Below are 25,497 nucleotides of genomic sequence, written 5' to 3'. Positions count from 1 at the left end.
TCGGTTGGCGCTCGAGGTGTCGGTGCAGCTCGGGGGCGTCCCCGCGCCGAACCTCGACCCGCGGCCCCACTTCGAGCTCATGCGCAGGGCGGCCCTGCGGGCGCTGCGCTCCGCTGGCCACGAGGAGGGATTCCTCTCAGTAACGCTCCTCGGGGACGACGCCATCGCCGCACTGAATCTGACTCACCTGGGCCACTCCGACCCGACCGACAGCCTGTCGTTCCGCCTCGCGGGTCCCACCGGAGAGCTGGAGGCCGATGTCTACGTCGGCCACGAGTTCGCCGCGCGGGTGGCCGCCGAAGAGGGCATCGCTTGGGAAGAGGAGCTCGTGCGCCTCACCGTCCACGGCACCCTCCACGCGCTCGGCCGGGACCACCCGCCCGGGCCCGACCGCGTCTCCAGCCCCATGTGGAGCGAGCAGGAGTCCATCGTGCGGGAGGTCCTGACCTCGTGACGGCTCCCCGGACGACCGTAGGCGGCGAACGCCCGCCGGCACCCGACCAGCAGGAGCCGCGCGAGACGGCCCACGCCGAGCGCCTGGAGCACGTCCGGTCGTTGCTGGAGCGCGGGGACGACGCGACGCTGATCGCGGCCTTGCAGGAGCTCCACCCCAGCGACGTCGCGGACGTGGTCGAGGAGCTCACCGACGAGCAACGGCTGCACGTGATGGAGGTCGTGCCCGCGGATCTGGGCTCGGAGACCCTCGCCGAGATGCACCCGGAGGGCCGACCCGAGGATCTGCTGGTCGCGCTGGAGCCCGGGCGCAGCGTGGAGCTCCTGGGCGAGCTTCCCGACGACGACGCGGCGGACCTGCTGGGCGAGCTGGACCCGCAGGAGCGGGCGCGTCTGCTCGGCTTGCTGCCGCGGCGCGAGGCGGTGGAGCTGAGCCGTCTCCTCGAGCACGACGAGGAGTCGGCCGGCGGCATCATGACCACCGAGTTGGTCGCCGTGTCGGTGCACGCTACGGCCGCCGAAGCGCTCGTCGAGGTCCGCAGGCAGGCGCGCGGGCTCGAGGACGACTTCTTCACGGTTTTCGTGGTGGATCTCCTGCAGCGGCTGGTCGGCACGGCCCGCCTCCAGGATCTGGTGATCGCCGATCCCGACTCGCGCATCGAGGAGGTCCTGGACGAGCCGCGCGTCACGGTCCCTCCCGAGATGGATCAGGAGGAGGTCGCCCGCATCATCGCCCGCTACAACTTGCCGGCCGTGCCCGTCGTGGACCCCGCCGGGGCCCTGCTGGGACGTATCACGTTCGACGACGTGATCGACGTGATCGAAGCCGAGCAGACCGAGGACATCCTGCGACTCGCCGGCGCCAGCGAGGACGAGGAGGTGCGCGGCGGCTGGCTGGAAGCGGTGCGCAGCCGCTTGCCGTGGCTTACGCTGAACATCCTGACCATCGGACTCAGCTCGGTGGCGATCTGGCTGTTCGACAGCGTGGTGGTGGCGTTCACCGTGCTGGTCGCGCTCATGCCCATCGTGATGGCCCTTGGAGGCAACGCCGGAACGCAGGCGCTGGCGGTGACCATACGCCGCATCGCGCTGGGCGAGGAAACCGCGTCGCGGCGCTGGAAGGTGGCCGGCAAGGAGTTGATGGTGGGGCTCGTGAACGGCATGGTGCTCGGCGCCATCACGGCGGTGATCGTGTTTCTCTGGCAGGGCAGCCCGGCGCTCGCCGCGGTGATCCTGATCGCCCTGTGGGGCAACCTGATCGTAGCTTCCTTCGCGGGCGCGTTCGTGCCGATCGTGCTCGAGCGGTTGGGCGTCGACCCCGCGGTCGCTTCGTCCGTCTTCGTCACCGCGCTCACCGACCTGTGCGGCGTGGTGCTGCTGCTCGGCCTCGGCGCGCTGCTGCTCCTGTGAACGCGCCGCTGCCGGCTGAGCGGGAGACCGCGAGCCCCCCCGACCGTCCACCCACTCCGCCCAGGGCGAGCCGGATCGCGCGGGCGTGGACGATCATGAGGCGCCTCACGCCGTTCGTGTTCGCCTTTCTGCGCGACAAGCGGCGCTGGCTGCTCTTCGGCACCCCGGCTCGGCGCAGCCGCGACGCCCACGAGCGGCGCGCCACGCGTTTGATGAACGCCATCGCCGCCCTGGGCCCGACCTTCATCAAGCTGGCGCAGGTGTTCAGCGCGCGCGCCGACATCCTGCCCGAGCCGTACCTCTCGATCATAGGCCAGTTGCAGGACCGCGTCCCCGCCGTCGGCCCCGACGCCATCGAGGCCGTGGTCGCGGCCGAGCTCGGCCAGCCGGTGAGCGAGCTGTTCGACGCGTTCGAGCGCGAGCCGGTGGCGGCGGCGAGCCTGGGCCAGGTCCACAAGGCTCGCGTCGGGGAAGAGAACGTGGCGATCAAGGTGCTGCGGCCCGGCGTGGAAGACCTGGTCGCGCTGGACCTGGACATCTCGTTCCGCCTGCTCTTCCTGCTGAACATCATGTTTCCCAACCACCACGTGCGTGCCCTGACGACCGTGGTGAGGGAGTTCAGCGTGCGCGTGCGCGAGGAGATGGATTTCCGCGAGGAAGCCGCCCACATGGCCACCTTCCACAAGCATTTCGCGGACCTGCCCGGCGTGCGCGCGCCGGCCGTGCTGGACGCCTTCACGCGGCGCCGCGTGCTGGTGATGGAGTGGATCGACGGCGACAAGATCGACCGCCTGCACAAGCGCTTCGCCAGCCGCGAGCTGGATCACGGCGACCTGATGGAGACGCTGACCGAGGTGTACGTGCGCATGCTCCTGGTCGAGGGCTTCCTGCACGCGGATCCGCACCCCGGCAACATCATAGTCGAGGCGGACGGGACGCTGGTCTTCCTGGACTGGGGCATGGTGGTCAACCTCGGGGCGGCCACCCGCGAGCGCATACTGAAGCTGTCCCTCGCGGTCTCCCGCGAAGACATCGACGGGATGATCAGCGGCATGTACGAGCTGGGGATGATCGATCCGCAGATCGCCCGCGCCGAGATCCGCGACGCGGCGAGCGAGCTGCTCGGCATCATGAACCGGGCGCGGGAGCTCGGTCAGAAGCGCGTGCAGGAGGCCGTCCAGGAGATCCTCGACACCTTCTATACCTGGCCGCTGATCCTGCCCAGGGAGCTCGTCTACCTGTTCCGCGCGGCGGCGCTCCTGGAGGGGATCGGTATCGGCTACGACCCTGCGTTCAACGGGATCGAGCCGATCAAGCGCGTGATCCGTCGCATGAAGGGCGAGATTCTCAGGGAGACTGCGCGCGAACCGGCCCGCGTGCTGGGCAACATCGCTGGCGAGGCGCGCTCCGCGCTGGTGGCCGTGCAGGACCTGCTCAAACGCGCCGAGCGGGAGGAGTTTCGCGTGCGCATGCATCCCCGAGATCAGCGCTCGGGCGAGCGCTTCCTGCAGTTGCAGGTACGCCGCGTGTTGCTCAGCATCTTCGCCCTGACCATCTCGCTGATAACGTCCATCACGTTCATCGTGCTACGCAATCCGTGGGTCCTGGCCGCGGGCCTACTGCTGGCGCTGGTGTTCTTCGTGACCGTCCTCTTCATCCCCGTCCACCTGCTGGAGAACCCGCTGCGCCACGCGCGCTCCATCCAGCGCGACCGCTAGTCCAGCCTGGCCTCGACGGCCTTCCCCGCGCGGCGGCCGGGGTGAAGATTGTCGCCAATCCCCGCGTACAGTCAGCGAGGTCGGTAGCGGCCTCGTACGCCATGAATTCAAGGGAAAGGAGCGCGTAATGATGCGCGTGATCCGGACGCTGGTCGTAGCCTTCGTCGTCCTCGCCACGGGTGCGTGCACCATCGTCGACGAGACCGAAATCGCGGTGAAGAAGAGCTTCGGCGGCGACGTGAGTGAAGAGGCCGTCCGTCAGGGCATTCAGTCGTACATCGCGCCGTGGAACTGGGGCGCGAGCTTCACCAAGTATCCGCTGCGTGAGGTGCAGTTCCCGGCCGAGGGGCGTGCCGAGGTGATCGAGATCCTCACGAGCGATCAGCTCAAGGTGGCCATCGAGGGTGCGCTCCGATACCGGATCGAGCCGGAGGCCGCGGTGAGCTTGTACCTGACCGTGGGTGGGCCGCGGGACGTGCACTCCTACGTCTACAACGCCTACCGTAGCGCCGCGCGCGACGCGGTCGCCGGGTTCACCGCCACGGAGCTCCTCAGCCAGGGCCGCGACGCGGTCGGCGAGCGCATCCGCGAATTGGTCGGCGCGCGCATCGTCGACAAGGGGATCATCCTCACCGACTACTTCGTGCGCGATATCGACCCGCCGGAGAAGATCCGGGTGGCGATCGAGGAGAAGCTCGCGGCTGAGCAGGAGATCGAGCGAGAGCGCCACAGGATCCAGATCGAGCAGGCCAAGGCGGAGCAGCGCCGGGCCGAGGCCGAGGGCATCCGCGACGCGCAGCGCATCATCGCCGAGTCGTTGAGCCCCTCCTACCTGGCCTACGAACGCATCAAGGCGCTGCACGCGGCGGCGATCGGGGAGAACAACACGATCATCGACGTGGAGGGCAACGTCAGCCCGATCGTTGGCGGACTGCGCTAGGGACGGGAGCCCGGCGCTGCGATGCTGCGGCTGATTTCGAACCCCGGGGGGCGGCGACCTCCCGGGGTTCTTCTTTGCCAAACCCGGTGGTGTGGCGAGCGCCCGTTGTCCGACGCGCGGCCGGGCGTCACTGTGAGCCGTTCGTCGACAAGGAGCTCCGTCCGTCTTGGAGGCCCCGTGCGCCGCCGCCGCCTTACCCTTTGCATCGCCGCCACCTCTCTCCTCGCCTGTTCGGCGGCCCCGCCGCCGGCCCCGTTCGACGTCGTGGAGACCACTATCGCGGAAATCCAGCGCGCGGTGAGGGCCGGAGGGACTACCTGCGTGGAGGTCGCGCAGGCGTACCTGGACCGCATCGAGGCGTACGACGTCGCGCGCGGGATCCACGCCATCACCGACGTGAACCCGGCGGCCCTGGAGCGCGCCGCGGAGTTGGACGCGGGCCTGGCGTCGGGTGAGGAGGCGGGGCCGCTCTTCTGCGCCCCGGTGCTGGTCAAGGACAACTTCGACACGCACGATCTGCCCACCACAGGCGGCTCGATCGCGCTGCGCGGCAGCGTCCCCCCGGACGACGCGTTCATGGTCCGACGCCTGCGCGAGGCCGACGCCATCGTGATCGCCAAGACCAACATGGCGGAGTGGGCGTTCAGCCCGCGCGAGACCGTGAGCTCCTCCTACGGGACGACGGCCAACGCGTACGCGCCCGACCGGGTGCCGGCGGGGTCCAGCGGCGGCACGGCGTCGGGGGTAGCGGCGAGCTTCGGGGTGGTGGGAATGGGCAGCGACACGGGCAACTCCATCCGCGGCCCGGCCTCGCACCTGGCGCTCTTCGGCATCCGCTCCACCATCGGCCTGACCAGCCGGGACGGCGTGATTCCGTTGGCCTTCGATCGGGACATCGCGGGCCCCCTGGCGCGCACCGTCGAGGACGCCGCGCGCGTGTTCAACGTGGTCGCCGGCTACGATCCGGCGGATCCCTACACCGAGCTGGGCCGCGGCCGCCGCGAGGACGACTACACCGCGTTCCTGGACGCCGACGGCCTGCGCGGCGCCCGCATCGGGGTGCTGCGCGCGCTGGTCGATACCGAGGACGCGGACAGCGCCGTGCTGCGGGTCTTCGCTCAGGCGCTCGTGGACCTGGAACGGCTGGGCGCGGCATTGGTGGACCCGTTCGAGGTGCCCACCCTGGACCAGCACCTCGGCGCCCAGGGGCTCTTCTGCCGCGCGTTCCGCTACGACGTCGGCCGGTACTTCGCTTCGCTCGGAGACGACGCCCCGATCCGCGACGTGCTGGAGGTGATGGAGGACGACCGCTACCACGAGCGCTCGCTGCGCGCGCTCGAGTTCTTCGCCGGGGGCCCGCTGGACGTCGCGCCGCCCGACGAGGATCCGCCTTGTCCCGCGTACGCGGACCACCCGGGCCGCCAGGCCTTCCTCGCGGACCTCGTCGCGGCGATGGACGAGGCCCGCGTGGACGCCATCGCCTACCCGACCTGGACCAACCCGCCGGCGCACCTGGACCGCGCCACCGAGGAGTACCGCGGCGACAACAGCCAGCTCATCGCGCCCGCCACGGGCACGCCGGCGGTGTCCGTGCCCATGGGCTACACGTACGGGAGCTTGCCCGCCGGCCTGCAGTTGCTGGCGCGCCCGTACGACGAGGGGCTGCTCTTCCGGCTGTCCTACGCGTACGAGCGGGGCACCGCGCACCGCGTACCTCCCGCGGGGTTCCCGGCGCTCCGGCAGCCGGCCGCGCCGTGACGTGTGCCGCGAGGCGCCGTCGCCTTTGACAGCCCTCGTAGAGGCCGGGCATCTTCGGTTATGCCGTCTGCCCCCGCGGATCCGGCCCCGCGGGGCCGGCCGGACAAGCTCATCGAGGCGTTTCGCGCCGGCCGGCGCGCGGCGCTGGCCCGGGCCATCTCCATCGTCGAGGACGAACGCGAGGGCGCCGACGGGCTGCTGGACGCCATTCACGCCGATCTGGGGCGTGCGCACCGGCTGGGCGTCACGGGCCCCCCCGGCGGCGGCAAGTCCACGCTCACGGCCGCGCTGATCGAGCGCCTGCTGGCCCGCGACGAGTCCGTGGGGGTCGTCGCCGTGGATCCCACCTCGCCCTTCACCGGGGGAGCGCTGCTGGGCGACAGGATCCGCATGAACGACGTCGCCCAGGGCCCGGGCGTGTTCATCCGCTCGATGGCCACACGCGGCTCGCTGGGCGGACTCGCGCTGGCGTCCAAGGAGGTCGCCGACGTGATGGACGCCTTCGGCTTCGACCGTGTGATCGTGGAGACCGTAGGGGTCGGCCAGTCCGAGCTCGACATAGCCGCCGCCGCCGACACCACGGTGGTCGTCCTGGTGCCCGAGTCGGGCGACTCGGTCCAGGCGATGAAGGCGGGCCTCATGGAGATCGCGGACTTGTTCGTGATCAACAAGGCGGATCGCCCGGGCGCCGAGAAGCTCACCAGGGAAGTCGAGCTGATGCTGCACCTCAGGGCGGGCCAGGCCCTGCGCCAGGTGCCGGCGCACCACGGCGTGGACCTCGGCAAGGTGCGCAGGCGTTGGTCCGATCGCGCGCGCGCACGTGCCGCGGCGGACGCGACGGGCGCCCGCGAGGCGGGCGTGATCGACGCCCCCGAGGCCCCGGCCGCCGAAGAGGAGTGGACCCCTCCGGTCCTGCAGACCGTCGCGCGCGACGGCACAGGGGTAGACGAGGTGCTCGCGACCATCGAGAAGCACCGCGAGTGGCTCGCCGCCTCGGGTGAGCTGGAGCGCAGGCGGCGCGAGCGAATCAAGGAGCGCGTGCGCCAGACGGTGGACCGGAAGCTCCGCTTCATGGCCTGGCGGGACGGGCAAGGGGAGCGCCTGCTGGAGGAATCGATGCCCGCTCTGGTGGCGGGGAACGAGACCCCGTCCGCGGTCGCGGCCCGGATCGCGGCGGCCGTGCGGGGGTAGGGGCCAGGTTGAGCGGACGCTGAGCGAGGAGTAGGAATGGGAGTCATGGAGCGCGACGTGCCGGCGGGGACCGAGGCGGTCACGGCGGAGGAGGCCGAGCGGCTGACCCGTCGGATCGAGGCGCAGGCCGCGGAGCTACGGCGTCTCGAGACCGAGCTGGCCGAGTGGCGTAGCGCGTTCGAGGCCACGCCGGCGCGCGACGAGCCGTTCACCACCATCTCCGGGGCGGCGGTCGCCCCGCTGTACACGCCGGCCGACCAGGCGGACTCGGACTACTCCGCGGACCTGGGGCTGCCGGGCGTCTTCCCGTTCACCCGCGGGCCGTACGCGACCATGTACCGGACGCGGCTCTGGACGATGCGGCAGTTCGCGGGTTTCGGCACCAGCGAGGAGACCAACGAGCGCTATCACTATCTGCTGGATCATGGGCAGACGGGGCTTTCCGTGGCGTTCGATTTCCCGACCCTCATGGGCTACGACTCGGATCACCCGCGGTCGCTGGGTGAGGTGGGGAAGTGCGGCGTGGCGATATCCAGCGTCGCGGACATGGAGACGCTGTTCGACGGGATCCCGCTGGACCAGGTGTCGGTGTCCATGACGATCAACGGCCCCGCGATCATCCTGTTCTGCTTCTACGTGGTCGCCGCCGAGCGCCAAGGCGTCTCCGCGGACGAGCTGCGCGGCACGGTCCAGAACGACATCCTGAAGGAGTATCAGGCGCAGCACGCGTGGGTGTATCCGCCCGAGCCCGCGCTGAAGCTCATCGTGGACATGTTCGAGTGGTGCGCCCAGAACGCGCCCAAGTACAACCCGATCAGCATCAGCGGCTACCACATCCGCGAGGCGGGCGCCACCGCCGCGCAGGAGTTGGCCTACACCCTGCGCAACGGCTTCGAGTACGTGGAGCGTGGGGTCGAGCGCGGCCTGGACGTCGATTCCTTCGCGCCTCGCCTCAGCTTCTTCTTCGACGTCCACAACGACTTCTTCGAGGAGGTCGCGAAGTTCCGGGCGGCCCGGCGGATCTGGGCGCGCCGGCTGCGCGATCAGTACGGGGCGAAGAATCCGGAGTCCTGGAGACTGCGCACGCACGCGCAGACGGCGGGCGTGTCCCTCGTCGCGCAGCAGCCGGAGAACAACGTCGTACGGGTGGCCTACCAGGCCCTCGCGGCGGTGCTGGGCGGCACCCAGTCGCTACACACCAACTCGCTGGATGAGACGCTGGCGCTGCCTACCGAAAAGTCGGCGCGCATCGCGCTGCGCACCCAGCAGATCCTGGCCTACGAGACCGGCGTCCCGAACACGATCGATCCGCTGGCGGGCTCGTACTACGTGGAGGCGACCACCGACAGGCTGGAGCGCGAGGCGGAAACGATCTTCGATGAGATCGACGGTACTGGGGGTGTGGTCGCGGGCATCGAGCGTGGCTACTTCCAGAGCGCAATCGCGCGCAGCGCCCGGCGCCAGCAGCGCGAGATCGAGGAAGGGGAGCGGCTGGTCGTGGGCGTGAACGAGTTCATGGGCGGAAACGAGGAACTGCACATCGACACCCTGCGCATCGGCGAGGAGGCCGCGCTCAGCCAGGCCGAGCGGCTGGGGGCCCTGCGCGAGGGGCGTGACCAGGCCGCTCTGGACGCCCAGTTGGAGCGGCTGCAGGATACGGCTCGCGCGGGCGGCAACGTCCTCGAGCCGATGCTGGACTGCGTGCGCGCCCACGGCACCCTGTACGAGATCAGGCACGCCCTGGAGCAGGTATACGGAGCCTTCAAGGAGCCCGTATTCTTTTGAGCGATGTTCCAGCGGGGACGGAGGAGCCTCCCTCCGGACGTTCCCATTCCCCCCTCGCGCCGTTCGCGCGAAGGCGTACGAAGAACTCGCTGACCGGCCGCCGTGCAAGGCGCTGAGACCGCCCTGGAAGCGCTGACCGTCGGTCAGGTGGCCTGGCGCATCGCGCTCGCGCTCCTGCTGGTCGCCGCCAACGGCTTCTTCGTAGCTGCCGAGTTCGGCCTGGTGGGCGCCCGGCGCACCAAGATCGAGTCGCTGGCGCGAGACGGGCACCGCCTGGCGATCGTCGCGCGCCGCGCGCTCAGGCGGCTGGACCACTACCTCTCGGCGACCCAACTGGGCATCACGCTGGCCTCCATCGGCCTCGGCTTCGTGGCCGAGTCCACGGTGGCGGCGGTGCTGATCCAAGCGTTCGGCGGCCTGGCCGGGCCCTGGGACGTGCTCGCCTCGCACACCGTCGCGGGAGCCATCGCGTTCGCCGTGATCACGGTCCTGCACATCGTTCTCGGCGAGCTGGCGCCCAAGTCGCTGGCGATCGCCAAGCCGGAAACGGTGAGCATGTGGACCGTCGTTCCGTTGATGGCCTTCGCGTGGATCCTCGCCCCCTTCATCTACGTTCTGAACGGGCTGGCCAACCGACTGCTGCACATGGTGGGGCAGCGGCCCGTCTCCGAGATGCACCACGTCCACGAGCCGGACGAGATAGAGATCCTGGCCATTCAAAGCGCCGCCGCCGGTCGGCTGGGGGAGGAGCCCGTCGACATGATCCGCGGCGTGTTCGACCTGTCGGAGACGACGGCGGAAGAGGTCATGACGCCGCGCACGGAGGTGGTCGCCGTGCCGCGCGAGGGGGGAGTGGCGGAAGCCGCGCGGCTGATCATCGAGGAGGGCCACTCGCGCCTGCCCGTGTACGAGGAGTCGCTGGATCACGTGGTGGGCGTCGTCGTCGCACGCGACGTCTGGCGCGCCGAGCGCGAGGGCGCGCACGACCTCGATGCCATCATGAGGCCGCCCAACTTCGTGCCCGACTCGAAGTCGGTGGAGGATCTGCTGCGCGAGATGCAACTCGAGCGGGTGCACCTGGCGATCGTCGTCGACGAGTTCGGCGGCACCGCGGGCGTCGTGACGATGGAGGACCTGGTCGAGGAAATCGTCGGCGAGATCCAGGACGAGTTCGACAGCGAGCGCCCCGACATCGTCCACGGCCGCGACGGGCAGGTCTTCCTGGAGGCGTCGCTGTCGCTGGCGGACGTGAACGATCGCCTGGAGTTGGACCTGCCCGAGGACGAGTACACTACGCTGGGCGGATACGTCATGGGGCTCCTGGGCCGCATCGCCCGCCAGGGCGACGTGATAGAGTCTCCGGTGGGCCGCCTGTCGGTCCTGGCGATGGACGGCCGGCGCATCGAACGGGTACGCCTGGAGCTGCCTCCCGCCCAGTCCGACCCGACGCCCGAGTGAGCGGCTGGTGGCGTCGCCACTTCGACGAGACGTGGTTCAGGCTGCACCGCGACCTCTTCGGAGAGGAGCGCTCCCGCCAGGAGGTGTCCGCCCTGCGCGAGCTGCTGGGCCTTCCCGCCGGTGCCAGCGTGCTGGACGCGCCCTGCGGCTGGGGCCGCCACGCTGCGCTCCTCGAAGCCGGCGGCTACCGGACCTTCGGCGCCGACCTGTCCCGCCCGCTTCTGGGCCACGCCGTCGCCGCGAACCGCAGGCTGGGCGTGCCCGCCCGCTACTCGTGCGCCGACCTGCGCGCGTTGCCCTTCGGCTCGGCGAGCTTCGACGCGGTGGTTGACGTCTTCACGAGCGTGGGGCTGTTCGATGACGACGCGCAGGAACTCGCCGCGCTGGAGGAACTCGCCAGGGTCACCCGCCCCGGGGGCGTGCTGATCCTGGAGACGACGCACAGAGACGACATCGCGCGGCACTTCGCCCCCCGCGACCGCTGGCGCGCGTCGGACGGCACCGAAGTGCAGGTCCGCAGAAGGTTCGACCCCGTCTCTGGAGTGGCGCGTGAGCGGTGGCGGTGGCGCGGGCCGGAGGGCGACGAAGGTCGCTCCGAGCACAGGCTCCGCATCTACACCGCGGGGGAGGCGGTGGGGTTGATCGAGGCGGCGGGCTTCGCCCAGCTCGACCTGTTCGGCGACTGGGACGGCCGCGCCTTCGCCCACGACTCACCTAGACTCATCGTCCGGGCCCGGCGGATCTAGTGTGCCGGCGCCGAATGCCTACGGGACTTCTGCAACGGTACACTAGCCCTCGGTTTGGCGCCCAGCGACCACGGGGTGCCGGTTGGCTGCCGCGTAGCGACTGCGCCAGGTGCGCAGCGACTCCTCGGACAGCCCGTCGACCAGCAGGGTGAGGTTGTCCACGGCCCCGAGCACTTCGCTCTGTAGCCGACTCTGCTCGGTGGTCGCGTCGTCGCCGGCGGTGGCCGCCATGGTGATGCGCGACAACTGGCCCTTCACCTGGTCCTGGAGCATCCTCCTTACCTCCTGCACGCCGGCCGCGCGGTCCTTGCGTCTGCGCGCGCGCGCCGCCGCGAGCAGGAGGCCTTGCAGCAGGGCTACGATTATCGCCGTCAATACGATCGTCTCCGAACCCATCCTGACTTCCGACAGCAGGGGGATCAGGGAGACGGCGAGCACGGTCATGCTGGCGAGGAGGAGTTCGAAGTTGTTCGACGTCATGGGCAACGGGGGGTGCCGAGCCAGGCGCTGGGACGAAGCGGGTCGGGCGACCGTCGGCGGGCCACGGCCGGGACCTCGGGTGCCTTTCTATCTTGCTCCTGCGGCCCGCGTTGCGCTAGAGTGCCGCTCGCATCCACTTGCTGCGAGCCCGACATGAGCGATCGCAAAATTCGAGTTTTGGTGGCCAAGCCCGGTCTGGATGGCCACGACAGGGGCGCCAAGGTCATCGCCAGCGCGTTTCGCGACGCGGGCTTCGAGGTGATCTACACGGGGCTCCATCAGACGCCCGAGATGGTGGTGAACGCGGCGGTTCAGGAAGACGTGGATGTGGTGGCCCTGTCGATCCTCTCGGGCGCTCACATGACGCTCTTTCCACGCGTCAAGGAGCTGCTCGACGAGGAGGGCGTCGACCACGTGCTGCTCACCGGCGGGGGGATCATCCCCGAGGAGGACGCCGAGGAGTTGCACCGCCTGGGGGTCGGGCGCGTGTTCGGCCCGGGGACGCCGACGGCCGAGCCGATCGCCTACATCCGCGACTGGTTCGACGAGCACGCGCGCGATGCCCCCTAGCGCACCCGTCGCCGAGCCGGCCGAGGAGGGGTCGGGGCGCCTGCGCGGGCTCGTGGCGGAGCTGCGCGAGCTGGAGGACCGACTCCGCCAGGGCGGCGGCCCCGCCCGCATCGAGCGGCAGCACGAGCAGGGCAAGCTGACCGCGCGCGAGCGCATCGCGCTGCTGCTGGACCCGGACACCGCCTTCCTGGAGATAGGCCTCCTGGTGGCGCATGACCTCTACGAGGGCGGCGCCCCCGGAGCCGGGGTCGTGACGGGCGTCGGCGTGGTGGAGGGCAGGCCGGTGGTGGTCGTCGCGAACGACGCGACGGTCAAGGCCGGGTCGTGGTGGCCCGAGACCATCACCAAGATGCTGCGCGCTCAGGAGATCGCCATGCGATCCCGGGTGCCCATCGTGTACCTGGTCGATTCAGCCGGCGTCAACCTGCCCTACCAGGGAGGGGTGTTCCCCGGCCAGTACGGCGCCAGCCGCCTGTTCTACTACAACTCCATCATGCGCCACTATCTGCGCGTGCCGCAGATCGCAGCCGTCATGGGACCGTGCATAGCCGGCGGCGCGTACCTGCCCGCGCTGTCCGACGTCATCCTGATGGTGGAAGGCACGAGCTTCATGGGTCTGGGTGGACCCAACCTGGTGAAGGGGGCCACCGGGCAGTCGGTGGGGAGCGAAGAGCTGGGCGGCGCGTGGACGCACACCGCGCTCAGCGGCGTCGCGCACTACCGCGTAGCCGACGACGAGAGGTGCCTGGAGAAAATCCGCGGAATCATCGCGGACCTCCCGGGCGAGGGCGGGCCCGCGCCTCCCGACCCGAGCGCGGCCCCCGGGCGCGCGGCCGCCGACCTCTACCAGCTCCTGCCCGACGATCACCGGCAGCCCTACGACGTCCGGGAGGTGCTGGCGTGCCTGCTGGACGGGGGGGAGTTCGACGAGTTCCAGGCGGACTTCGCCCCGGAGATGATCTGCGGCACGGCGCGCCTGGCCGGCACGCCGGTCGGCGTGATAGCGAACGCGCGCGGCATGCTCAAGGATCCGCACGGCGGCCCGCCCAAGTTCGGCGGCATCGTGTACGCGGATTCGGCCGAGAAGGTGGCCTACTTCATCGACACCGCCAGCCGGCACCGGCACCCGCTGCTGTTCGTGCAGGACGTGAGCGGGTTCATGGTCGGTCCGGACGCGGAGCACGCGGGCATCATCCGGGCCGGCGCCCGCTTCGTGGAAGCCATGGCCACCGCCACCGTCCCCAAGATCGTGCTGACCATCAACCACGCCTCGGGGGCGGGTTATTACGCGATGGCAGGACAGGGGTTCGACCCCGACTTCATCCTGACCTGGCCCACGGGCCGGATGGGCGTGATGGAAGGGGAGAGCGCGGTCATGGCTCTGTTCGGCGCCAGGCTGGAGGAGCTGCGCGCCGCCGGCGCCGAGCCCGACGAGGAGTTGCGGTCCAGGATGGACGCCGTGCGCGCCGACTACGACCGCCAGTTGGACGCGCGGTACGCGGGCGCACGGGGCTTCGTGGATGCGGTCTTGGCGCCCGAGGAAACCCGCTCCGCGCTGGCGCTCGCGCTGTGGGCGGCCGGCCACAACAGCGGACCACACCTGGGGCCCTGGGGCGAGCTGACGGCAGAACGCGCGAGGCTTCCCGACTCGCCGCCGGCCCCGCGGGAGGATTAGTGGACTGTTACAGTCCACTAGCCGGCGCCCCAGCCGGCGTTACGCCGAGGCTTCGCGCGGGTGCGTCAGCGCCCGCACCCGCTCGCGGATTTCCTCCGCCGTTCCGTCCAGCCGGTAGGCCTGCACGATCGGTCGATCCTCGTCCTCGTGGTCTTCGACCCGGAAGAGCAGGATGGAGTGATCGTTCGGCGAGCGATGCACCTCCAGGTAGGCGTAGTCCCGCCCTGGGTGCGCGCCCGCTCCGACGCCGTAGTCGGCGTCCGAGCGGACCAGCGCCGCAAAGTCCTCGAGCCAGCCCTTGATCGTCTCGGCACCGTGCGCGTCAGCCATGGAGCTCTCTCCGTGCCGGGGAAGTCGCGTCGCGCGCCGTCGCGCTCCAGCCATGAGCATGGGCGCCGGTGCTGGTCGATGCAAACACCCGCGGGCCCCGACTGGATGGTTTGTCGAGCGCCGGGGCGCCGCATATCTTCGGGGCGCCGCGTTCGCTCCGGGCATGCAGGGAGCGGAGCCCCCATCAACAGATCGGCCAGATGCCGCCAGCGTCCATCCGCATCGCCTCGGGGCAGGGGTTCTGGGGTGACAGGCTCGATGCGCCCGTAGAGCAGGTGCGCAGGGGCCCCATCGACTACCTCGTCCTGGATTACCTGGCCGAGGTGACCATGTCCATCCTGGAGAAGCAGCGCAGCCGGGACCCCAGCCAGGGCTACGCGCGGGACTTCGTGCCGCTCACCGGAAAGATCTTCCCGGACCTGGTCGAGCGCGGCATTCGCGTGGTGGCCAACGCGGGTGGGGTCAACATCGAAGGGTGCCGCGACGCGGTGCTCGAGCAGGCCCGCGCCGCGGGCCTCGGCGGGCGCGCTCGCGTGGGCGCGGTGAGGGGCGACGACATCCTGGAGCGGCTGCCGGACCTGATCGAGCAGGGACACGAGCTCGCCAACATGGAGACAGGCGAGCCGCTGGCGTCGGTGCTGGACCGGGTCGAGGCGGCGAACGCCTACATCGGCGCCGCGCCCATCGTCGAAGCGTTGCGCCGGGACGCGCACGTTGTCGTCACGGGCCGCTCCACGGACACCGCGCTCACCTACGGGCCCATGATGCACGCGTTCGGCTGGAGCCCGGACGAGTACGACAAGATCGCGTCCGGCATCGTAGCCGGGCACATCAACGAATGCGGCGCGCAGGCTTCGGGGGGCAACTGCCTGGTGCGCTGGCGGGAGGTGCCGGATCTGGTCGACGTGGGCTATCCCATCATCGAGGCGGCCGCCGACGGCTCGTTCGTCGTGACCAAGCACGCCGGCACGGGAGGGATCATCTCGCCGGCGGTGATCAAGGAGCAGCTCCTCTACGAGATGGGCGACCCGCGCTCCTACATCACGCCGGACGCGGTGGCCGACTTCACGACCATCGAGCTCGCCGCCGCCGGCCCCGACCGGGTGCGCGTCAGCGGCGTGCGCGGCGCGCCGCCGACGCCCACCTTGAAGGTGTCGATATCCTATCACGCGGGCTGGAAGGCGGCGGGCACGCTCGTGTATGCATGGCCCGACGCGGTGGACAAGGCGCGCGCGGCGGACCGCTTGCTGCGGGAGCGACTCGACCGGCTGGGCATCGCGCTGGACGCGGTGCGAACCGAGTTCGTGGGTTGGAATTCGGCGCACGGCCATCTCGCCGGCCCGCCCCCCGAAGACCTTCCCGAGGTCCAGTTGAGGGTGGCCGTGCGTAGCAGCCAGCGTCGTCCGGTGGAGGAATTCGGCCGGGAGATCGCGCCGCTCATTCTGAGCGGACCCCCGACCGTGACGGGATTCGCCGGGGGGCGGCCGCGGCCGCAGCAGATCGTCGCCTACTGGCCGGCGCTGATCGACCGCGACGCGATCGAGTCGCAGTTGCGCGTAGACGTGACGGAGGCCTGATGACGACCATGCAGTTGCGACGATTGGCCCACGCCCGATCGGGGGACAAGGGAGACACCGTCAACGTAGGGGTGATCGCCTATGACGAGACTCATTATTCCCTTTTGCAAGAGCTACTTACCACCTCTCGTGTGAAGCAACACTTTGGTGACATGGTGGGCCAGGTCGAGCGCTTCGAGTTGCCGAACCTGGGGGCGCTCAACTTCCTGCTTCACGGCGCCCTAGATGGCGGGGGCACGGTGTCCTTGATGACGGACGCGCAGGGCAAGACGTTCTCTACGGCGATGCTGCGCATGGAGATCGAGGTCCCCGACGCTGTGGTGGAGGCGGGACTACCGGAGGAAGGCGCGTCATGAGGAACCTGACCCGGCTCAAGTACGACGAGCACGAGGGCGTGGCGCTGATCTCGCTGGATCGCCCGCGCAAGCGCAACGCCCTGGACGCGGCCACCGTGCACGAGTTGGGCGGCGCGATCGGCGCCGCGGAGGGGTCGGACCGGATCCGCGTGATCCTGCTGCGGGGAGAGGGGCCGGACTTCTGTGCCGGCGCGGACCTGTCGGAGATGGAAAAGCTCGTGTCCGCGGCGGGGCCCCTGGAGAACCTGCAGGACGCAGCGCAGCTCGGCGCGCTGCTGGTGCGCATGCGGCGCCTGCGCAAGCCGATCATCGCGGCGGTGCACGGCCACGCGCTGGCGGGCGGAGCGGGCCTCGCCACGGCGTGCGATCTGGTCGTGGCGGCGGACGACGCGGTCTTCGGCTATCCGGAGGTGAGGCTCGGCTTCGTGCCGGCCATGGTGATGGCCCTTCTGCGGCGGTCAGTGGGCGAGAAAAGGGCCTTCGAGCTGGTGGCCACGGGGGAGCCCATCTCCTCCGAGCGGGCCGTGGCGATAGGCCTCGCCAACCGCGTCTTCGCCGCCGACGGCTTCCAGGACTCGGCGCTGGAGTTCGCGGTCGAGCTCGCCAGACGGCCGGCTTCCGCGCTCGAGTTGAACAAGCGGCTGCTGTACGGCATGGACGGCGCCTCCTTCGAGGAATCGATCGCGCGCGGCGCGGAGATCAACGCGCTCGCCCGTCTCTCCGAGGAGACCCGCGCGGGAGTGCGGCGCTTCCTGGAAAGGCAGCCGCGGCCGTGAAGAGGGGGACCGGCGAGGTGGATCCGCACCTGGATCTGAAGATCGGGCTGTTCTTCGTGGCGGCGGCGCTCGGCGTGGGGGGCATGTTTTTCGGTAAGACGATCCTGGTCTACCTGGCCATCCTGGCCATCGGCATCGGCCTGCTGCTGCGTTTCCTCCCGGCGCGCGGCTCCCGCGCCTCGGATGATCCCGGGCAACCCCCCGGCGAGGCCGGGCCGGACTGAGTCCCCGCCGCCATGGCGGTGCCCCGCGGTAGGACCCAGCTCGGGAGGCATGACGGCTGGGACACCGACCCTCGCGCTCGCGCGCCGCGTGCTGAGCGAGCGCTACGGGCACGACGACTTTCGCGGCGTGCAGGGCGACGTCGTGCGCGCAGCGCTGGCGGGGCGGGACGTGCTCGCGCTCATGCCGACCGGCGCCGGCAAGAGCGTGTGCTTCCAGATCCCGGCCCTGCTCGCCCCCGGCACGACGCTCGTCGTGAGTCCCCTGATCTCGCTGATGACCGACCAGGTGGACCGCCTGCGCGCCCTCGGGGTGGAGGCCGCGGCGCTGCACGGAGCGCTGGAGCACGGGCAGCGAGAGCGAACCCTCGCGGCGCTCGCGGCGGGCGCGCTGAAGCTCCTCTACGTGGCGCCCGAGCGCTTCGGGTCGCGTCCCTTCGCGCGGGCGCTCGCGGCGGCGCGGGTGGCACGCCTGGCCGTGGACGAGGCGCACTGCATCGTCTCCTGGGGCCGCAGCTTCAGGCCGGCCTACCGCGGGCTGGGGGCGGTGCGGGCGCGCCTGGGCTGTCCCTGCACCGCGCTCACCGCGACCGCGACGCCGGCGGTGCGCACAGAGATCGTCGCCGAGCTGGGCCTCATCGACCCCGCTACCTTCGCCACCGGCGTGGACCGGCCGAACCTGCGCTGGGAGGTGGAGCGGCTGCGCGGAAGGCGCGCCAAGGACCTGCGCTTGCTGAACCTGGTGCGAGGCGAGCGCGCCGGCCGGGTGCTGGTGTACGCGGCCACCCGCCGGACCACCGACGCGCTCGCCGATCTGCTGCGCGGACGCGGCGTCGACGCGGTGGCCTACCACGCCGGCGTGAGCGACGCCGAGCGCGCCCGCCTGCAACGCCGCTTCCTGGGCGGGGACGCGCGCGTGGTCGTGGCCACGTCGGCGTTCGGCATGGGCATCGATCGGCCCGACGTGCGCGCGGTGGTGCACTACGACATGCCCGGGGCGCTGGAGGACTACGTGCAGGAGGCGGGCAGGGCGGGGCGCGACGGGCTGCCGTCCCGGTGCGTGCTGCTGTACGCCAAAGGCGACGAGCGCGTGCACGTGCAGCTCGGCCGCCAGTCCCATCCGCCGCCCGCCTTGGTGAGAGCGGTGCTCTCTTTCCTGCGCGCGCGCGCAGTCACGGGCGCGCCGCCCCACGGCGCCTCGTCGCTGCGGCTGCGGCCGGTAGAGGTCATGGGCGCGGTTCGGGGTCTGTCGGGACCGCAACAGCTCGAGGCGGCCATCCGCGTCCTGCGAGAGGAGGGACTCGTGGCGGCGGGGCGTCCCGATGCGCGGGGCGGCGTCTCGCTGGTCGTCGAGGGGGCGGGCGGACTGTCTCGCCGGGGCCGGGCGCGACGGCGCGAGGCGCTGGCGCGGGAGCGGGAGAGCCTCGCCGCCATGCGGGCGTACGCGCGAGCGCGGACGTGCAGGAGGGCGCTCATCCTGGCGCACTTCGCCGAGCCGGCGGGTCGCGGACCGTGCTCCGACTGCGACGTCTGCGCGCCCGCCGGGCCGCGTCCCGACCCTCCCGCGCGCACCCGCCGCGGACGCCCTCTTTGCGTGGGCGGTGTTCGTTCATAGGTTTTCAGGCTTGATCGGCCTCGCGGCCGACTACGAACCGAGCACCGACTCCAGCCAACGGCGGGCCGCGCGGGCGCCCTGCCGCGTGGTATAGACCATGGAGCTGTACCTAGACGAGAAGCACCAGCGGTTGCGCGCCGACGTGCGTGAATTCGCGGACAGCGAGATCGTGCCGATCGCCGCCGAGTACGACGTGCACTGTCGGTTTCCGTGGGACAACATCCGCAAGATGGCGGATCGGGGTTACTTCGGCGTGAACGTGCCGGAGGAGTACGGCGGCATCGGGCTGGACTATCTGAGCTACATTCTTGTCATCGAAGAGATCTCGCGCGCCGACGCCAGCCACGGCATCACCATCAGCGCGCACTCCACCCTGGGCATGTCGCCCATCGTCAACTTCGGCACCGAGGAGCAGAAGCGACGCTTCGTGCCGCTCCTGGCGAGCGGCAGGGTGCTGGCCGGCTTCGGCCTGACCGAGCCCGGATCCGGGTCGGACTCGGGCGGTTCTCGAACGGTGGGCGTGCGCGAGAACGGCGGCTGGCGCCTGTCCGGCAGCAAGATCTTCATCACGCACGCCGGCGTCGGCGAGGTTTTCGTGGTCACCGCGGTGACCGATCGGGACTCGGGGACAAGCGGAATCTCCAGCTTCATCGTCACCAAGCCGACGACCGACCTGGAGGAGGCCGAGCGCGTGGGTGTCGGCCACGCCGAGGAGCTGGCGCCCTTCACCGCGGGCGTCCGGGCGGGCAAGAAAGAGGACAAGATGGGGTGGCGCGCGTCGGACACGCGCGAGCTGTTGCTGGACGACGTCGACGTTCCCGCCGAGAACCTCCTCGGTGGAGAGGGCGAGGGATTCGTCAACTTCATGAAGACCCTGGACTCGGGCCGCATCGGCATCGGCGCGCTGGCCCTCGGGCTGGCCCAGGGGGCGTTCGACGAGGCGCTTCGCTTCAGCGGGAAGCGGCACCAGTTCGAGCGGCCGATCAGGGACTTTCAGGGCGTGCAGTTCTCCCTGGCCGACATGGCGACTGAAATAGAGGCGGGTCGACACCTGATCTACCACGCCGCCTGGCTCAAGGAGCGCGGGCGGCCGTACGGCAAGCAGGCGTCGATGGCGAAGCTGTACACCAGCGAGCTGGCCATGCGCACGACGACGCGCGCGGTTCAGCTCATGGGTGCATACGGATACACGAACGAGTACCCGGTCGAGCGGATGATGCGAGACGCGAAAGTCTGCGAGATCGGAGAGGGAACTAGCGAGATCCAGCGCATGCTGATCGCCCGGTCCCTGTTCCAGGAGGAGCAGGAGTAGCTCCGAGGGGGTCGTTCGGCCGCGGAGGCCGACGCCCCGAGCGCTACGGACGTGGGGCCAGGCGGACCACCGCGCCCACGTCTCCGGAGATCGCCGCGCGGACGCGCGACGCACTCTGGCCTGGTGTACACGGCCGGGTCCCCTCGTCGGAACGAGGCCGAGCTTTGCCGTACCATCGGTCCACGTCTACCGACGGGCGCGTGTCGTTCTCGCCCTTTCCCTCCGAGTCACCTTGGATTCGGACGGGCATGAAACGCGAAATCTTCATTTCGGCGACACCACAGGAGACGCGTGTCGCCATCCTCGAGGACGACGTTCTGGTCGAGGTGCGCGTGGAGCGCGCTGACGCCGAGCGCATCGTCGGCGACATCTATCTGGGTCACGTGCAGGCGGTACTGCCGGGGATCCAGGCCGCCTTCGTCGAAATCGGCACCGAAAAAGCCGGCTTCCTCCACGTGTCCGACGTCCTGCTGGACGACGACGATGAGGATGAGAACGGCAACGGCAACGACAACGGCGATGGAGACGGCGGCGGCGGTCGACGACGCTCCCGGCGCTATCCCCCCATCCAGGATCTGATCGCCAAGGGCGACAGCACGCTCGTTCAGGTCACCAAAGAACCCATCAGCACCAAGGGCCCGCGGGTCACGCGCCAGGTGTCCCTGCCGGGGCGGTTCGTGGTGTACATGCCGTATTCCACGCACGTGGGGGTCAGCCGCAAGATCGAGGGCAGGGAGGAGAGGTCGCGCCTGCGCGCGCTGGCCAAGGAGATCCTCCCCAAGGACTCGGGCGGGGTGATCATCCGGACCGTAGGGGAGGAGCTCACGCGGGACGCCTTCGAGCGCGAGCTGAACACCTTGATATCGGCCTGGAAGAAGATCGAGAAGCGGGCGACCTCCTCCAAGGCGCCGGCCGTCGTGCACCGGGAAGCGAAGCTCGTGCGCGGCGTGATCCGCGACGTGTTCAGCGACAAGGTGGACCGCATCGTCGTGGACCAGGCCGACCTCTACTCGGAGATCAGGCAGTACCTCCACGGCATGGACCCGGGCCTGCTGGATCGGGTCCAGTACGACGCCGAGCCCGAGCCGCTGTTCGACCGGCACGGCATAGAGGACGCGATCCAGGTCGCTTTCGAACGCCGCGTCGACCTCAAGTCCGGCGGGTACCTGGTCATCGAGCCCACCGAGGCGCTCGTGTCGATCGACGTCAACACGGGCCGCTTCACGGGCAAACGCGATCCCGACAAGACCATCCTGCGGACCAACCTGGACGCGGCGCGCGAGGTGGCCCGACAGCTTCGGCTGCGCGACATGGGCGGCATCATCGTCGTGGACTTCATCGACATGGAGGTCAAGGGTCACCAGGACCAGGTGATGCAGGAGCTCCGCACCTGGCTGGGCCGCGACCGAGCCCGCACCAAGGCGTTCCACATCTCCGAGCTGGGCCTCGTGCAGATGACGCGGCAGCGGGTACGCCCGTCGCTGTACCAGGCCATGACCGAGAGGTGCACGCACTGCGGCGGCGCCGGGCGCGTGTTCACGCCGGAGACCGTACTGCGACGTGTGGAGCGCGCGCTGAAAAGGGTCGCGCTGGGTGGCGCGGAGAAGAGCATGACCGTGCGCGTGCACCCGGAGGTGGCGCTGTACGCGCTGGAAGAGGAGCACGACTTCGTGCGCCGGCTGCAGGGCGCTCATCGCCTGGAGTTCATGCTGCGCGATGATCCCCTCCTGCGGCAGGACGAGTACCGCCTGCTCGCGGGCTCGGCGGGCACCGACGTGACCAAGCGGTACGCCGAGCGGTGAGCCGGAGGGCGCCGCGGCGCGCCCGGCGCACCGGTCCGAAGCAGGCCTCCGCTGCGCTTGACACGTCGAAGGCTCGCGGCGATCTTTTCCGGTCTTTAACCGATCCGAACGGCACACGAATGTACGCGATTATCCGGACCGGCGGTAAACAGTTTCGAGTGGAGCCCGGAGACACCCTCCGCGTGCCCTCCATCCAGGCCGAAGTGGGCGCTACCATCTCGATAGACGAGGTGCTGCTCGGCGGCGGTGAGGAGGACATCGTGGTGGGCACTCCCCTGCTCGACGGAGCGTCTGTCCAGGCGGAGATCGTCGCCCACGGCAGGGGCGAGAAGATCATCGTCTTCAAGTGGAAGCGGCGCAAGAACTACCGCCGCAAGCAGGGGCACCGGCAGGGCTTCACCGAGATACGCGTCGACACGATCGATCTGGGCTGAGCGCCGCGCGCCGGCCGCGAGCGGTCGGAGCAGCGCGGCCCGAGGAGATGGGACATGGCACACAAGAAGGGTGTCGGCTCGACCCGCAACGGGAGGGACTCCAACCCGCAGTACCTGGGTGTCAAACGGTACGGCGGGGAAAGCGTGCGCGCGGGCAACATTCTCGTGCGTCAGCGGGGCACCAAGCTCCACCCCGGGCGCAACGTCGGCCGCGGCCGTGACGACACGCTGTTCGCGCTGATCGACGGAGTGGTGACCTTCGAGCGGAAGGATCGGTCCCGCAAACAGGTCTCGGTCTACCCGCGGGAGGCCTAGCCGGCCAGCCGGCGCGGCGCCGGCCGTGTGGCCCGCGAAGATGCCGTGTGCGGCCCGGAATCGTCCATCGATCCGGGCCGTTCTTCATATCCCCAGCGGGGAGCGTTGGCGGCCATGAGCGACGACAGCAGCGCGCGCGACGAGCACCCGGTCGGCGGACCCGGTCCGCAGCACGGGACCACGGCTCTGGATTCGATCCGTGAAGCGGACATAGAGCCCTACACGGGGCTCGCCTGGGTGGGGACGGTGTCCAAGGCGGCCGCGATCTTCCTCTTGGTCGCCCTGCTGGGGCAGTTCGTCGCCGGGCTCAGGGAGAACGGAGTCGCCGAGTTGCCGTTTCTGCTGGGCGAGACGGCGCGGACCTTCGTGCTGATGGTGGTTCTGTGGGGGGCCGGAGACCTGGTCCGCCTGCTGGTCGACGCGGGTCACGACCTGCGGGCCCAGCGCGTCCTGCTCACACGCCTCGAATGGCGCACGCGGAACCTGATCGACCGGGAAGGGGACTCAGAGCCCGGAGGTTGACGCCGCCGGCCCTTCTTCCGTCGCCTCCACGAACGCACCGGCGTGCGCCTCCCGCTGCGGCGCGGTAGCCAGGCTGACCGCTATCAAAAGCGCCACGTTCACCGCCAGCCCCAGCAAGCCCTCGTGGATGTCCCAGGGGCGCAAATGGCCGTTGAAGAAGAAGAACAACGTCGTGGCGGTGCCTCCGGCCAGGCCCGCGAGCACGCCGGGGGTCGTGGCGCGGCGCCACAGCAGCGCCGCGTAGACCGGCGGCGCGAGCTGATCCACCACGCCGTACGCCCCCAGCAGCAGCTGCACCAGGTTGACGCGCAGCACCACCGCCAGCAGGTACGCGATCGCCCCGATCACGACCACCAGCGCCTGCATGGACAGGCGGGCGCGCCGCTCCTCCATGCGCGCGAAGGGCTGGATTCCGTCCTCTACGGCGATCGACGCGGCGCCGTGCAGCAGCGCGTCGCCGGTGGACATGGACGCCGACAGCGCGCCGGCGCAGAACAGCCCTACCACGAGCGCGGGCAGCCCGGTCTCCAGGATCATGTGCGGCAGGATGAAGTCCGACGACGGCGGCGCGGTGGGGAAGAGGACCCCCGCGAAGCCGATCAGAAAGATCGGAATCAGGAACAGCTGGAACGTGGGGAAGAGCACGACCGTGCGCCGGATGGTCTCATCGCTGCGGGCCGTGAAGGACTTCATGAACAGGTGCGGCCACATCAGGAAGCCGATCGCGGACGCCAGGATGGCCGAGCTGAACCCGCCCCACGTCCACGGATCGCCGCTGCCGGTGAGGCCCGGCAGCGTGAGCAGCTCCGGGCGCGCCTCCGCGATGCGCTCGAACATCGGCCCGATCCCGCCGTACAGCGTCGCGGGAATGTACACGCCGAGGGTCCAGGCGATGGTCAGCATGAACACGCCCTGGAAGACGTTCGTCCAGCCGATCGCGGCAACGCCGCTGCGCAGGACGTAGAGGAGCACGACGCCGTATGCCACCGCGGCGCCGGCCCAGAAGGGTACGTGACCGTCGGTGACCGCCTCGAAGACGATGCCCGCGCCCGACATCTGCAGCATGAGGTACGGGATGAAGGCCAGCACGGACACCACCGCCAGCCCGGCGGACAGCCCGCGGCTGGGAAACCGGCCCACGACCAGCTGCGCCTGCGTGACGAAGCCGAAGCGCCGGCCGAGCCGCGCCGCGCGCGGGCCGATCCAGTACCAGGGGACGATGCCCAGCACGCCGTACGCCAGGATGTAGAAGGCGGCCGCTCCCCTGGAGTACGCCCAGCCCGGGCCGCCCAAGAAGGCGAAGGCGCTGAAGATCGTCGCGCCCGTGACGAAATACATGGCCAGCAGGCCGAAACCGCGGTCCGCCGCGACGTAGCCCGCCACGCTCTTGGAGACGCCGCGACCGGCCAGGAGCCCGATCCCCAGGGTGACCGCCAGGTATCCGGCCACCACCAGGGTGACGGTCTGCCACTGCTCCATCAGCGCGTCCCCCTCCGGCGCGCAGCATCCCGTACGCTCACTCGCGCCCGGGGAGCACGTGGTAGAGCAGCAGCACGACGCCCGACAGCGCCACCAGGCCGGCGTACCACGCCAGCACGAAGGGCAGCCCTCCGACCAGCGGGAGAGCGCGGTTGAAGGGAATGACTCCCGGGAAAGTCACGCCGACCGCGTACGCCAGGAAGAAGGCGCCGATCAGCGCGTGCCTCACGCCTGGGGCCCCGCTTCCTCGAGGCGCTCCAGGCCCTGCGCCATCGCGTCGAAGGAGACCGACAGCTCGTCCAGGAGCGCGCGCAGCGCCGGGGCCGGCAGGCCGTCGGCGCCGACCTGGGACTTGAGATGCCGGGTCTTGCGCGCGGCCGCCCTGAGCCGGGCTGCCGGGTCGAGCGCCTGGTCGCCGTCGTCGTCCCCGAACGGGTTCACGCGCCTGGGGCCGTCGTCGCCGCCACCGAAGAGATTGCCGTCGCCCAAGGAAGCGCCTCCAGGAAGAGGGTGGGAACCGGGGCCCCAAACTGGTCCGCCCGCCCACGCGAGGCCAGGGCGCCGCGGAGTCGCC

At 70.3% G+C, this 25,497-nt stretch carries 26 protein-coding genes; 21 read left to right on the top strand and 5 right to left on the bottom strand.

Annotated features, from left to right (window positions below):
• The first annotated feature begins 4 nt into the window (after positions 1–4).
• The 9 genes from ybeY (at position 5) to ABFS34_03545 (ending at position 11,459) form a co-directional block, all read left to right on the top strand.
• Positions 5–454, top strand: a complete 450-nt coding sequence (ybeY, locus tag ABFS34_03585) for an rRNA maturation RNase YbeY (protein MEN8374508.1) — start codon at positions 5–7, stop codon at positions 452–454.
• On the top strand, positions 451–1,863 hold the full coding sequence (mgtE, locus tag ABFS34_03580) for a magnesium transporter (GenBank protein MEN8374507.1): 1,413 nt from the start codon (positions 451–453) through the stop codon (positions 1,861–1,863). The genes ybeY and mgtE overlap by 4 nt, the downstream gene beginning before the upstream one ends.
• A gap of 95 nt (positions 1,864–1,958) precedes the next feature.
• Positions 1,959–3,581: an AarF/UbiB family protein gene (locus ABFS34_03575; GenBank protein ID MEN8374506.1), complete on the top strand. Its 1,623-nt coding sequence runs from the start codon at positions 1,959–1,961 to the stop codon at positions 3,579–3,581.
• 127 nt (positions 3,582–3,708) lie between these two features.
• On the top strand, positions 3,709–4,521 hold the full coding sequence (locus ABFS34_03570; protein ID MEN8374505.1) for a prohibitin family protein: 813 nt from the start codon (positions 3,709–3,711) through the stop codon (positions 4,519–4,521).
• 177 nt (positions 4,522–4,698) lie between these two features.
• A complete protein-coding gene (locus tag ABFS34_03565; GenBank protein ID MEN8374504.1) occupies positions 4,699–6,279 on the top strand; it encodes an amidase in 1,581 nt (526 codons plus the stop codon).
• 60 nt (positions 6,280–6,339) lie between these two features.
• Positions 6,340–7,470 (top strand): methylmalonyl Co-A mutase-associated GTPase MeaB, encoded by a 1,131-nt coding sequence (meaB, locus tag ABFS34_03560; protein ID MEN8374503.1) that lies wholly within the window; start codon positions 6,340–6,342, stop codon positions 7,468–7,470.
• A gap of 36 nt (positions 7,471–7,506) precedes the next feature.
• On the top strand, positions 7,507–9,255 hold the full coding sequence (locus ABFS34_03555; GenBank protein ID MEN8374502.1) for a methylmalonyl-CoA mutase family protein: 1,749 nt from the start codon (positions 7,507–7,509) through the stop codon (positions 9,253–9,255).
• Between the two features lie 102 nt (positions 9,256–9,357).
• Positions 9,358–10,713 (top strand): hemolysin family protein, encoded by a 1,356-nt coding sequence (locus tag ABFS34_03550; protein MEN8374501.1) that lies wholly within the window; start codon positions 9,358–9,360, stop codon positions 10,711–10,713.
• Positions 10,710–11,459, top strand: a complete 750-nt coding sequence (locus tag ABFS34_03545; GenBank protein MEN8374500.1) for a methyltransferase domain-containing protein — start codon at positions 10,710–10,712, stop codon at positions 11,457–11,459. Before ABFS34_03550 ends, ABFS34_03545 begins: the two co-directional genes overlap by 4 nt.
• Positions 11,460–11,501: 42 nt before the next feature.
• On the opposite strand, the gene ABFS34_03540 is transcribed toward ABFS34_03545, so the two are convergent.
• Positions 11,502–11,939: a hypothetical protein gene (locus ABFS34_03540; GenBank protein MEN8374499.1), complete on the bottom strand. Its 438-nt coding sequence runs from the start codon at positions 11,937–11,939 to the stop codon at positions 11,502–11,504.
• A gap of 153 nt (positions 11,940–12,092) precedes the next feature.
• Between ABFS34_03540 and ABFS34_03535 the strand changes: the two genes are divergently transcribed.
• On the top strand, positions 12,093–12,509 hold the full coding sequence (locus tag ABFS34_03535) for a cobalamin B12-binding domain-containing protein (protein ID MEN8374498.1): 417 nt from the start codon (positions 12,093–12,095) through the stop codon (positions 12,507–12,509).
• Positions 12,499–14,184 (top strand): carboxyl transferase domain-containing protein, encoded by a 1,686-nt coding sequence (locus ABFS34_03530; GenBank protein ID MEN8374497.1) that lies wholly within the window; start codon positions 12,499–12,501, stop codon positions 14,182–14,184. The genes ABFS34_03535 and ABFS34_03530 overlap by 11 nt, the downstream gene beginning before the upstream one ends.
• A gap of 39 nt (positions 14,185–14,223) precedes the next feature.
• On the opposite strand, the gene ABFS34_03525 is transcribed toward ABFS34_03530, so the two are convergent.
• Positions 14,224–14,514 (bottom strand): hypothetical protein, encoded by a 291-nt coding sequence (locus tag ABFS34_03525; protein ID MEN8374496.1) that lies wholly within the window; start codon positions 14,512–14,514, stop codon positions 14,224–14,226.
• 200 nt (positions 14,515–14,714) lie between these two features.
• Between ABFS34_03525 and ABFS34_03520 the strand changes: the two genes are divergently transcribed.
• The 10 genes from ABFS34_03520 (at position 14,715) to ABFS34_03475 (ending at position 23,444) form a co-directional block, all read left to right on the top strand.
• Positions 14,715–16,091, top strand: a complete 1,377-nt coding sequence (locus ABFS34_03520; GenBank protein MEN8374495.1) for an acyclic terpene utilization AtuA family protein — start codon at positions 14,715–14,717, stop codon at positions 16,089–16,091.
• Entirely contained in the window at positions 16,091–16,447 is a 357-nt protein-coding gene (locus ABFS34_03515) for a hypothetical protein (protein ID MEN8374494.1), read from the top strand. Before ABFS34_03520 ends, ABFS34_03515 begins: the two co-directional genes overlap by 1 nt.
• Positions 16,444–17,223 carry an enoyl-CoA hydratase/isomerase family protein gene (locus ABFS34_03510; GenBank protein ID MEN8374493.1) on the top strand — a complete coding sequence of 260 codons (780 nt, stop codon included), beginning with the start codon at positions 16,444–16,446 and terminating at the stop codon, positions 17,221–17,223. The genes ABFS34_03515 and ABFS34_03510 overlap by 4 nt, the downstream gene beginning before the upstream one ends.
• Positions 17,220–17,447 (top strand): hypothetical protein, encoded by a 228-nt coding sequence (locus ABFS34_03505; GenBank protein MEN8374492.1) that lies wholly within the window; start codon positions 17,220–17,222, stop codon positions 17,445–17,447. The genes ABFS34_03510 and ABFS34_03505 overlap by 4 nt, the downstream gene beginning before the upstream one ends.
• 49 nt (positions 17,448–17,496) lie before the next feature.
• Positions 17,497–19,059, top strand: a complete 1,563-nt coding sequence (locus ABFS34_03500) for a RecQ family ATP-dependent DNA helicase (GenBank protein MEN8374491.1) — start codon at positions 17,497–17,499, stop codon at positions 19,057–19,059.
• A 97-nt stretch (positions 19,060–19,156) separates the two neighbouring features.
• Positions 19,157–20,371, top strand: coding sequence for an acyl-CoA dehydrogenase family protein (locus ABFS34_03495; protein ID MEN8374490.1), 1,215 nt, complete (start codon positions 19,157–19,159; stop codon positions 20,369–20,371).
• Positions 20,372–20,619: 248 nt separating this feature from the next.
• The gene (locus ABFS34_03490) at positions 20,620–22,173 is read left to right on the top strand and encodes an Rne/Rng family ribonuclease (GenBank protein ID MEN8374489.1); all 1,554 of its coding nucleotides are present in this window, start codon (positions 20,620–20,622) and stop codon (positions 22,171–22,173) included.
• Positions 22,174–22,292: 119 nt separating this feature from the next.
• On the top strand, positions 22,293–22,607 hold the full coding sequence (rplU, locus tag ABFS34_03485; GenBank protein MEN8374488.1) for a 50S ribosomal protein L21: 315 nt from the start codon (positions 22,293–22,295) through the stop codon (positions 22,605–22,607).
• 54 nt (positions 22,608–22,661) lie between these two features.
• Complete coding sequence (gene rpmA / locus ABFS34_03480) at positions 22,662–22,922, top strand: 50S ribosomal protein L27 (GenBank protein MEN8374487.1); 261 nt, start codon at positions 22,662–22,664, stop codon at positions 22,920–22,922.
• 114 nt (positions 22,923–23,036) lie between these two features.
• Entirely contained in the window at positions 23,037–23,444 is a 408-nt protein-coding gene (locus ABFS34_03475; protein MEN8374486.1) for a hypothetical protein, read from the top strand.
• Here ABFS34_03475 and ABFS34_03470 read toward each other — a convergent pair.
• Genes ABFS34_03470 through ABFS34_03460 form a run of 3 tightly spaced genes read right to left on the bottom strand, consistent with a single transcriptional unit; the run spans position 23,427 to position 25,412 of the window.
• Entirely contained in the window at positions 23,427–24,923 is a 1,497-nt protein-coding gene (locus ABFS34_03470) for a sodium:solute symporter family protein (protein MEN8374485.1), read from the bottom strand. The two genes, ABFS34_03475 and ABFS34_03470, sit on opposite strands and share 18 nt — an antisense overlap.
• 37 nt (positions 24,924–24,960) lie before the next feature.
• Entirely contained in the window at positions 24,961–25,152 is a 192-nt protein-coding gene (locus tag ABFS34_03465) for a hypothetical protein (GenBank protein ID MEN8374484.1), read from the bottom strand.
• The gene (locus tag ABFS34_03460; GenBank protein ID MEN8374483.1) at positions 25,149–25,412 is read right to left on the bottom strand and encodes a hypothetical protein; all 264 of its coding nucleotides are present in this window, start codon (positions 25,410–25,412) and stop codon (positions 25,149–25,151) included. Before ABFS34_03460 ends, ABFS34_03465 begins: the two co-directional genes overlap by 4 nt.
• Between the last annotated feature and the right edge of the window lie 85 nt (positions 25,413–25,497).

It is taken from the genome of Gemmatimonadota bacterium (assembly GCA_039715185.1).
Lineage (GTDB): Bacteria > Gemmatimonadota > Gemmatimonadetes > Longimicrobiales > RSA9 > DATHRK01.
The sequence above is the reverse complement of the archived record's forward strand: the minus strand, read 5'-3'. Positions and strand labels throughout refer to the sequence as shown.

Excerpts from the sequence above, each read along its gene's own strand:
- ABFS34_03575 (MEN8374506.1), top strand. The coding sequence starts at position 1,959 with ATGAGGCGCCTCACGCCGTTCGTGTTCGCCTTTCTGCGCGACAAGCGG.
- ABFS34_03570 (MEN8374505.1), top strand. The coding sequence starts at position 3,709 with ATGATGCGCGTGATCCGGACGCTGGTCGTAGCCTTCGTCGTCCTCGCC.
- meaB (MEN8374503.1), top strand. The coding sequence starts at position 6,340 with ATGCCGTCTGCCCCCGCGGATCCGGCCCCGCGGGGCCGGCCGGACAAG.
- ABFS34_03555 (MEN8374502.1), top strand. The coding sequence starts at position 7,507 with ATGGGAGTCATGGAGCGCGACGTGCCGGCGGGGACCGAGGCGGTCACG.
- ABFS34_03540 (MEN8374499.1), bottom strand. The coding sequence starts at position 11,939 with ATGACGTCGAACAACTTCGAACTCCTCCTCGCCAGCATGACCGTGCTC.
- ABFS34_03535 (MEN8374498.1), top strand. The coding sequence starts at position 12,093 with ATGAGCGATCGCAAAATTCGAGTTTTGGTGGCCAAGCCCGGTCTGGAT.
- ABFS34_03530 (MEN8374497.1), top strand. The coding sequence starts at position 12,499 with ATGCCCCCTAGCGCACCCGTCGCCGAGCCGGCCGAGGAGGGGTCGGGG.
- ABFS34_03525 (MEN8374496.1), bottom strand. The coding sequence starts at position 14,514 with ATGGCTGACGCGCACGGTGCCGAGACGATCAAGGGCTGGCTCGAGGAC.
- ABFS34_03520 (MEN8374495.1), top strand. The coding sequence starts at position 14,715 with ATGCCGCCAGCGTCCATCCGCATCGCCTCGGGGCAGGGGTTCTGGGGT.
- ABFS34_03515 (MEN8374494.1), top strand. The coding sequence starts at position 16,091 with ATGACGACCATGCAGTTGCGACGATTGGCCCACGCCCGATCGGGGGAC.
- ABFS34_03510 (MEN8374493.1), top strand. The coding sequence starts at position 16,444 with ATGAGGAACCTGACCCGGCTCAAGTACGACGAGCACGAGGGCGTGGCG.
- ABFS34_03500 (MEN8374491.1), top strand. The coding sequence starts at position 17,497 with ATGACGGCTGGGACACCGACCCTCGCGCTCGCGCGCCGCGTGCTGAGC.
- ABFS34_03495 (MEN8374490.1), top strand. The coding sequence starts at position 19,157 with ATGGAGCTGTACCTAGACGAGAAGCACCAGCGGTTGCGCGCCGACGTG.
- ABFS34_03490 (MEN8374489.1), top strand. The coding sequence starts at position 20,620 with ATGAAACGCGAAATCTTCATTTCGGCGACACCACAGGAGACGCGTGTC.
- rplU (MEN8374488.1), top strand. The coding sequence starts at position 22,293 with ATGTACGCGATTATCCGGACCGGCGGTAAACAGTTTCGAGTGGAGCCC.
- rpmA (MEN8374487.1), top strand. The coding sequence starts at position 22,662 with ATGGCACACAAGAAGGGTGTCGGCTCGACCCGCAACGGGAGGGACTCC.
- ABFS34_03475 (MEN8374486.1), top strand. The coding sequence starts at position 23,037 with ATGAGCGACGACAGCAGCGCGCGCGACGAGCACCCGGTCGGCGGACCC.
- ABFS34_03470 (MEN8374485.1), bottom strand. The coding sequence starts at position 24,923 with ATGGAGCAGTGGCAGACCGTCACCCTGGTGGTGGCCGGATACCTGGCG.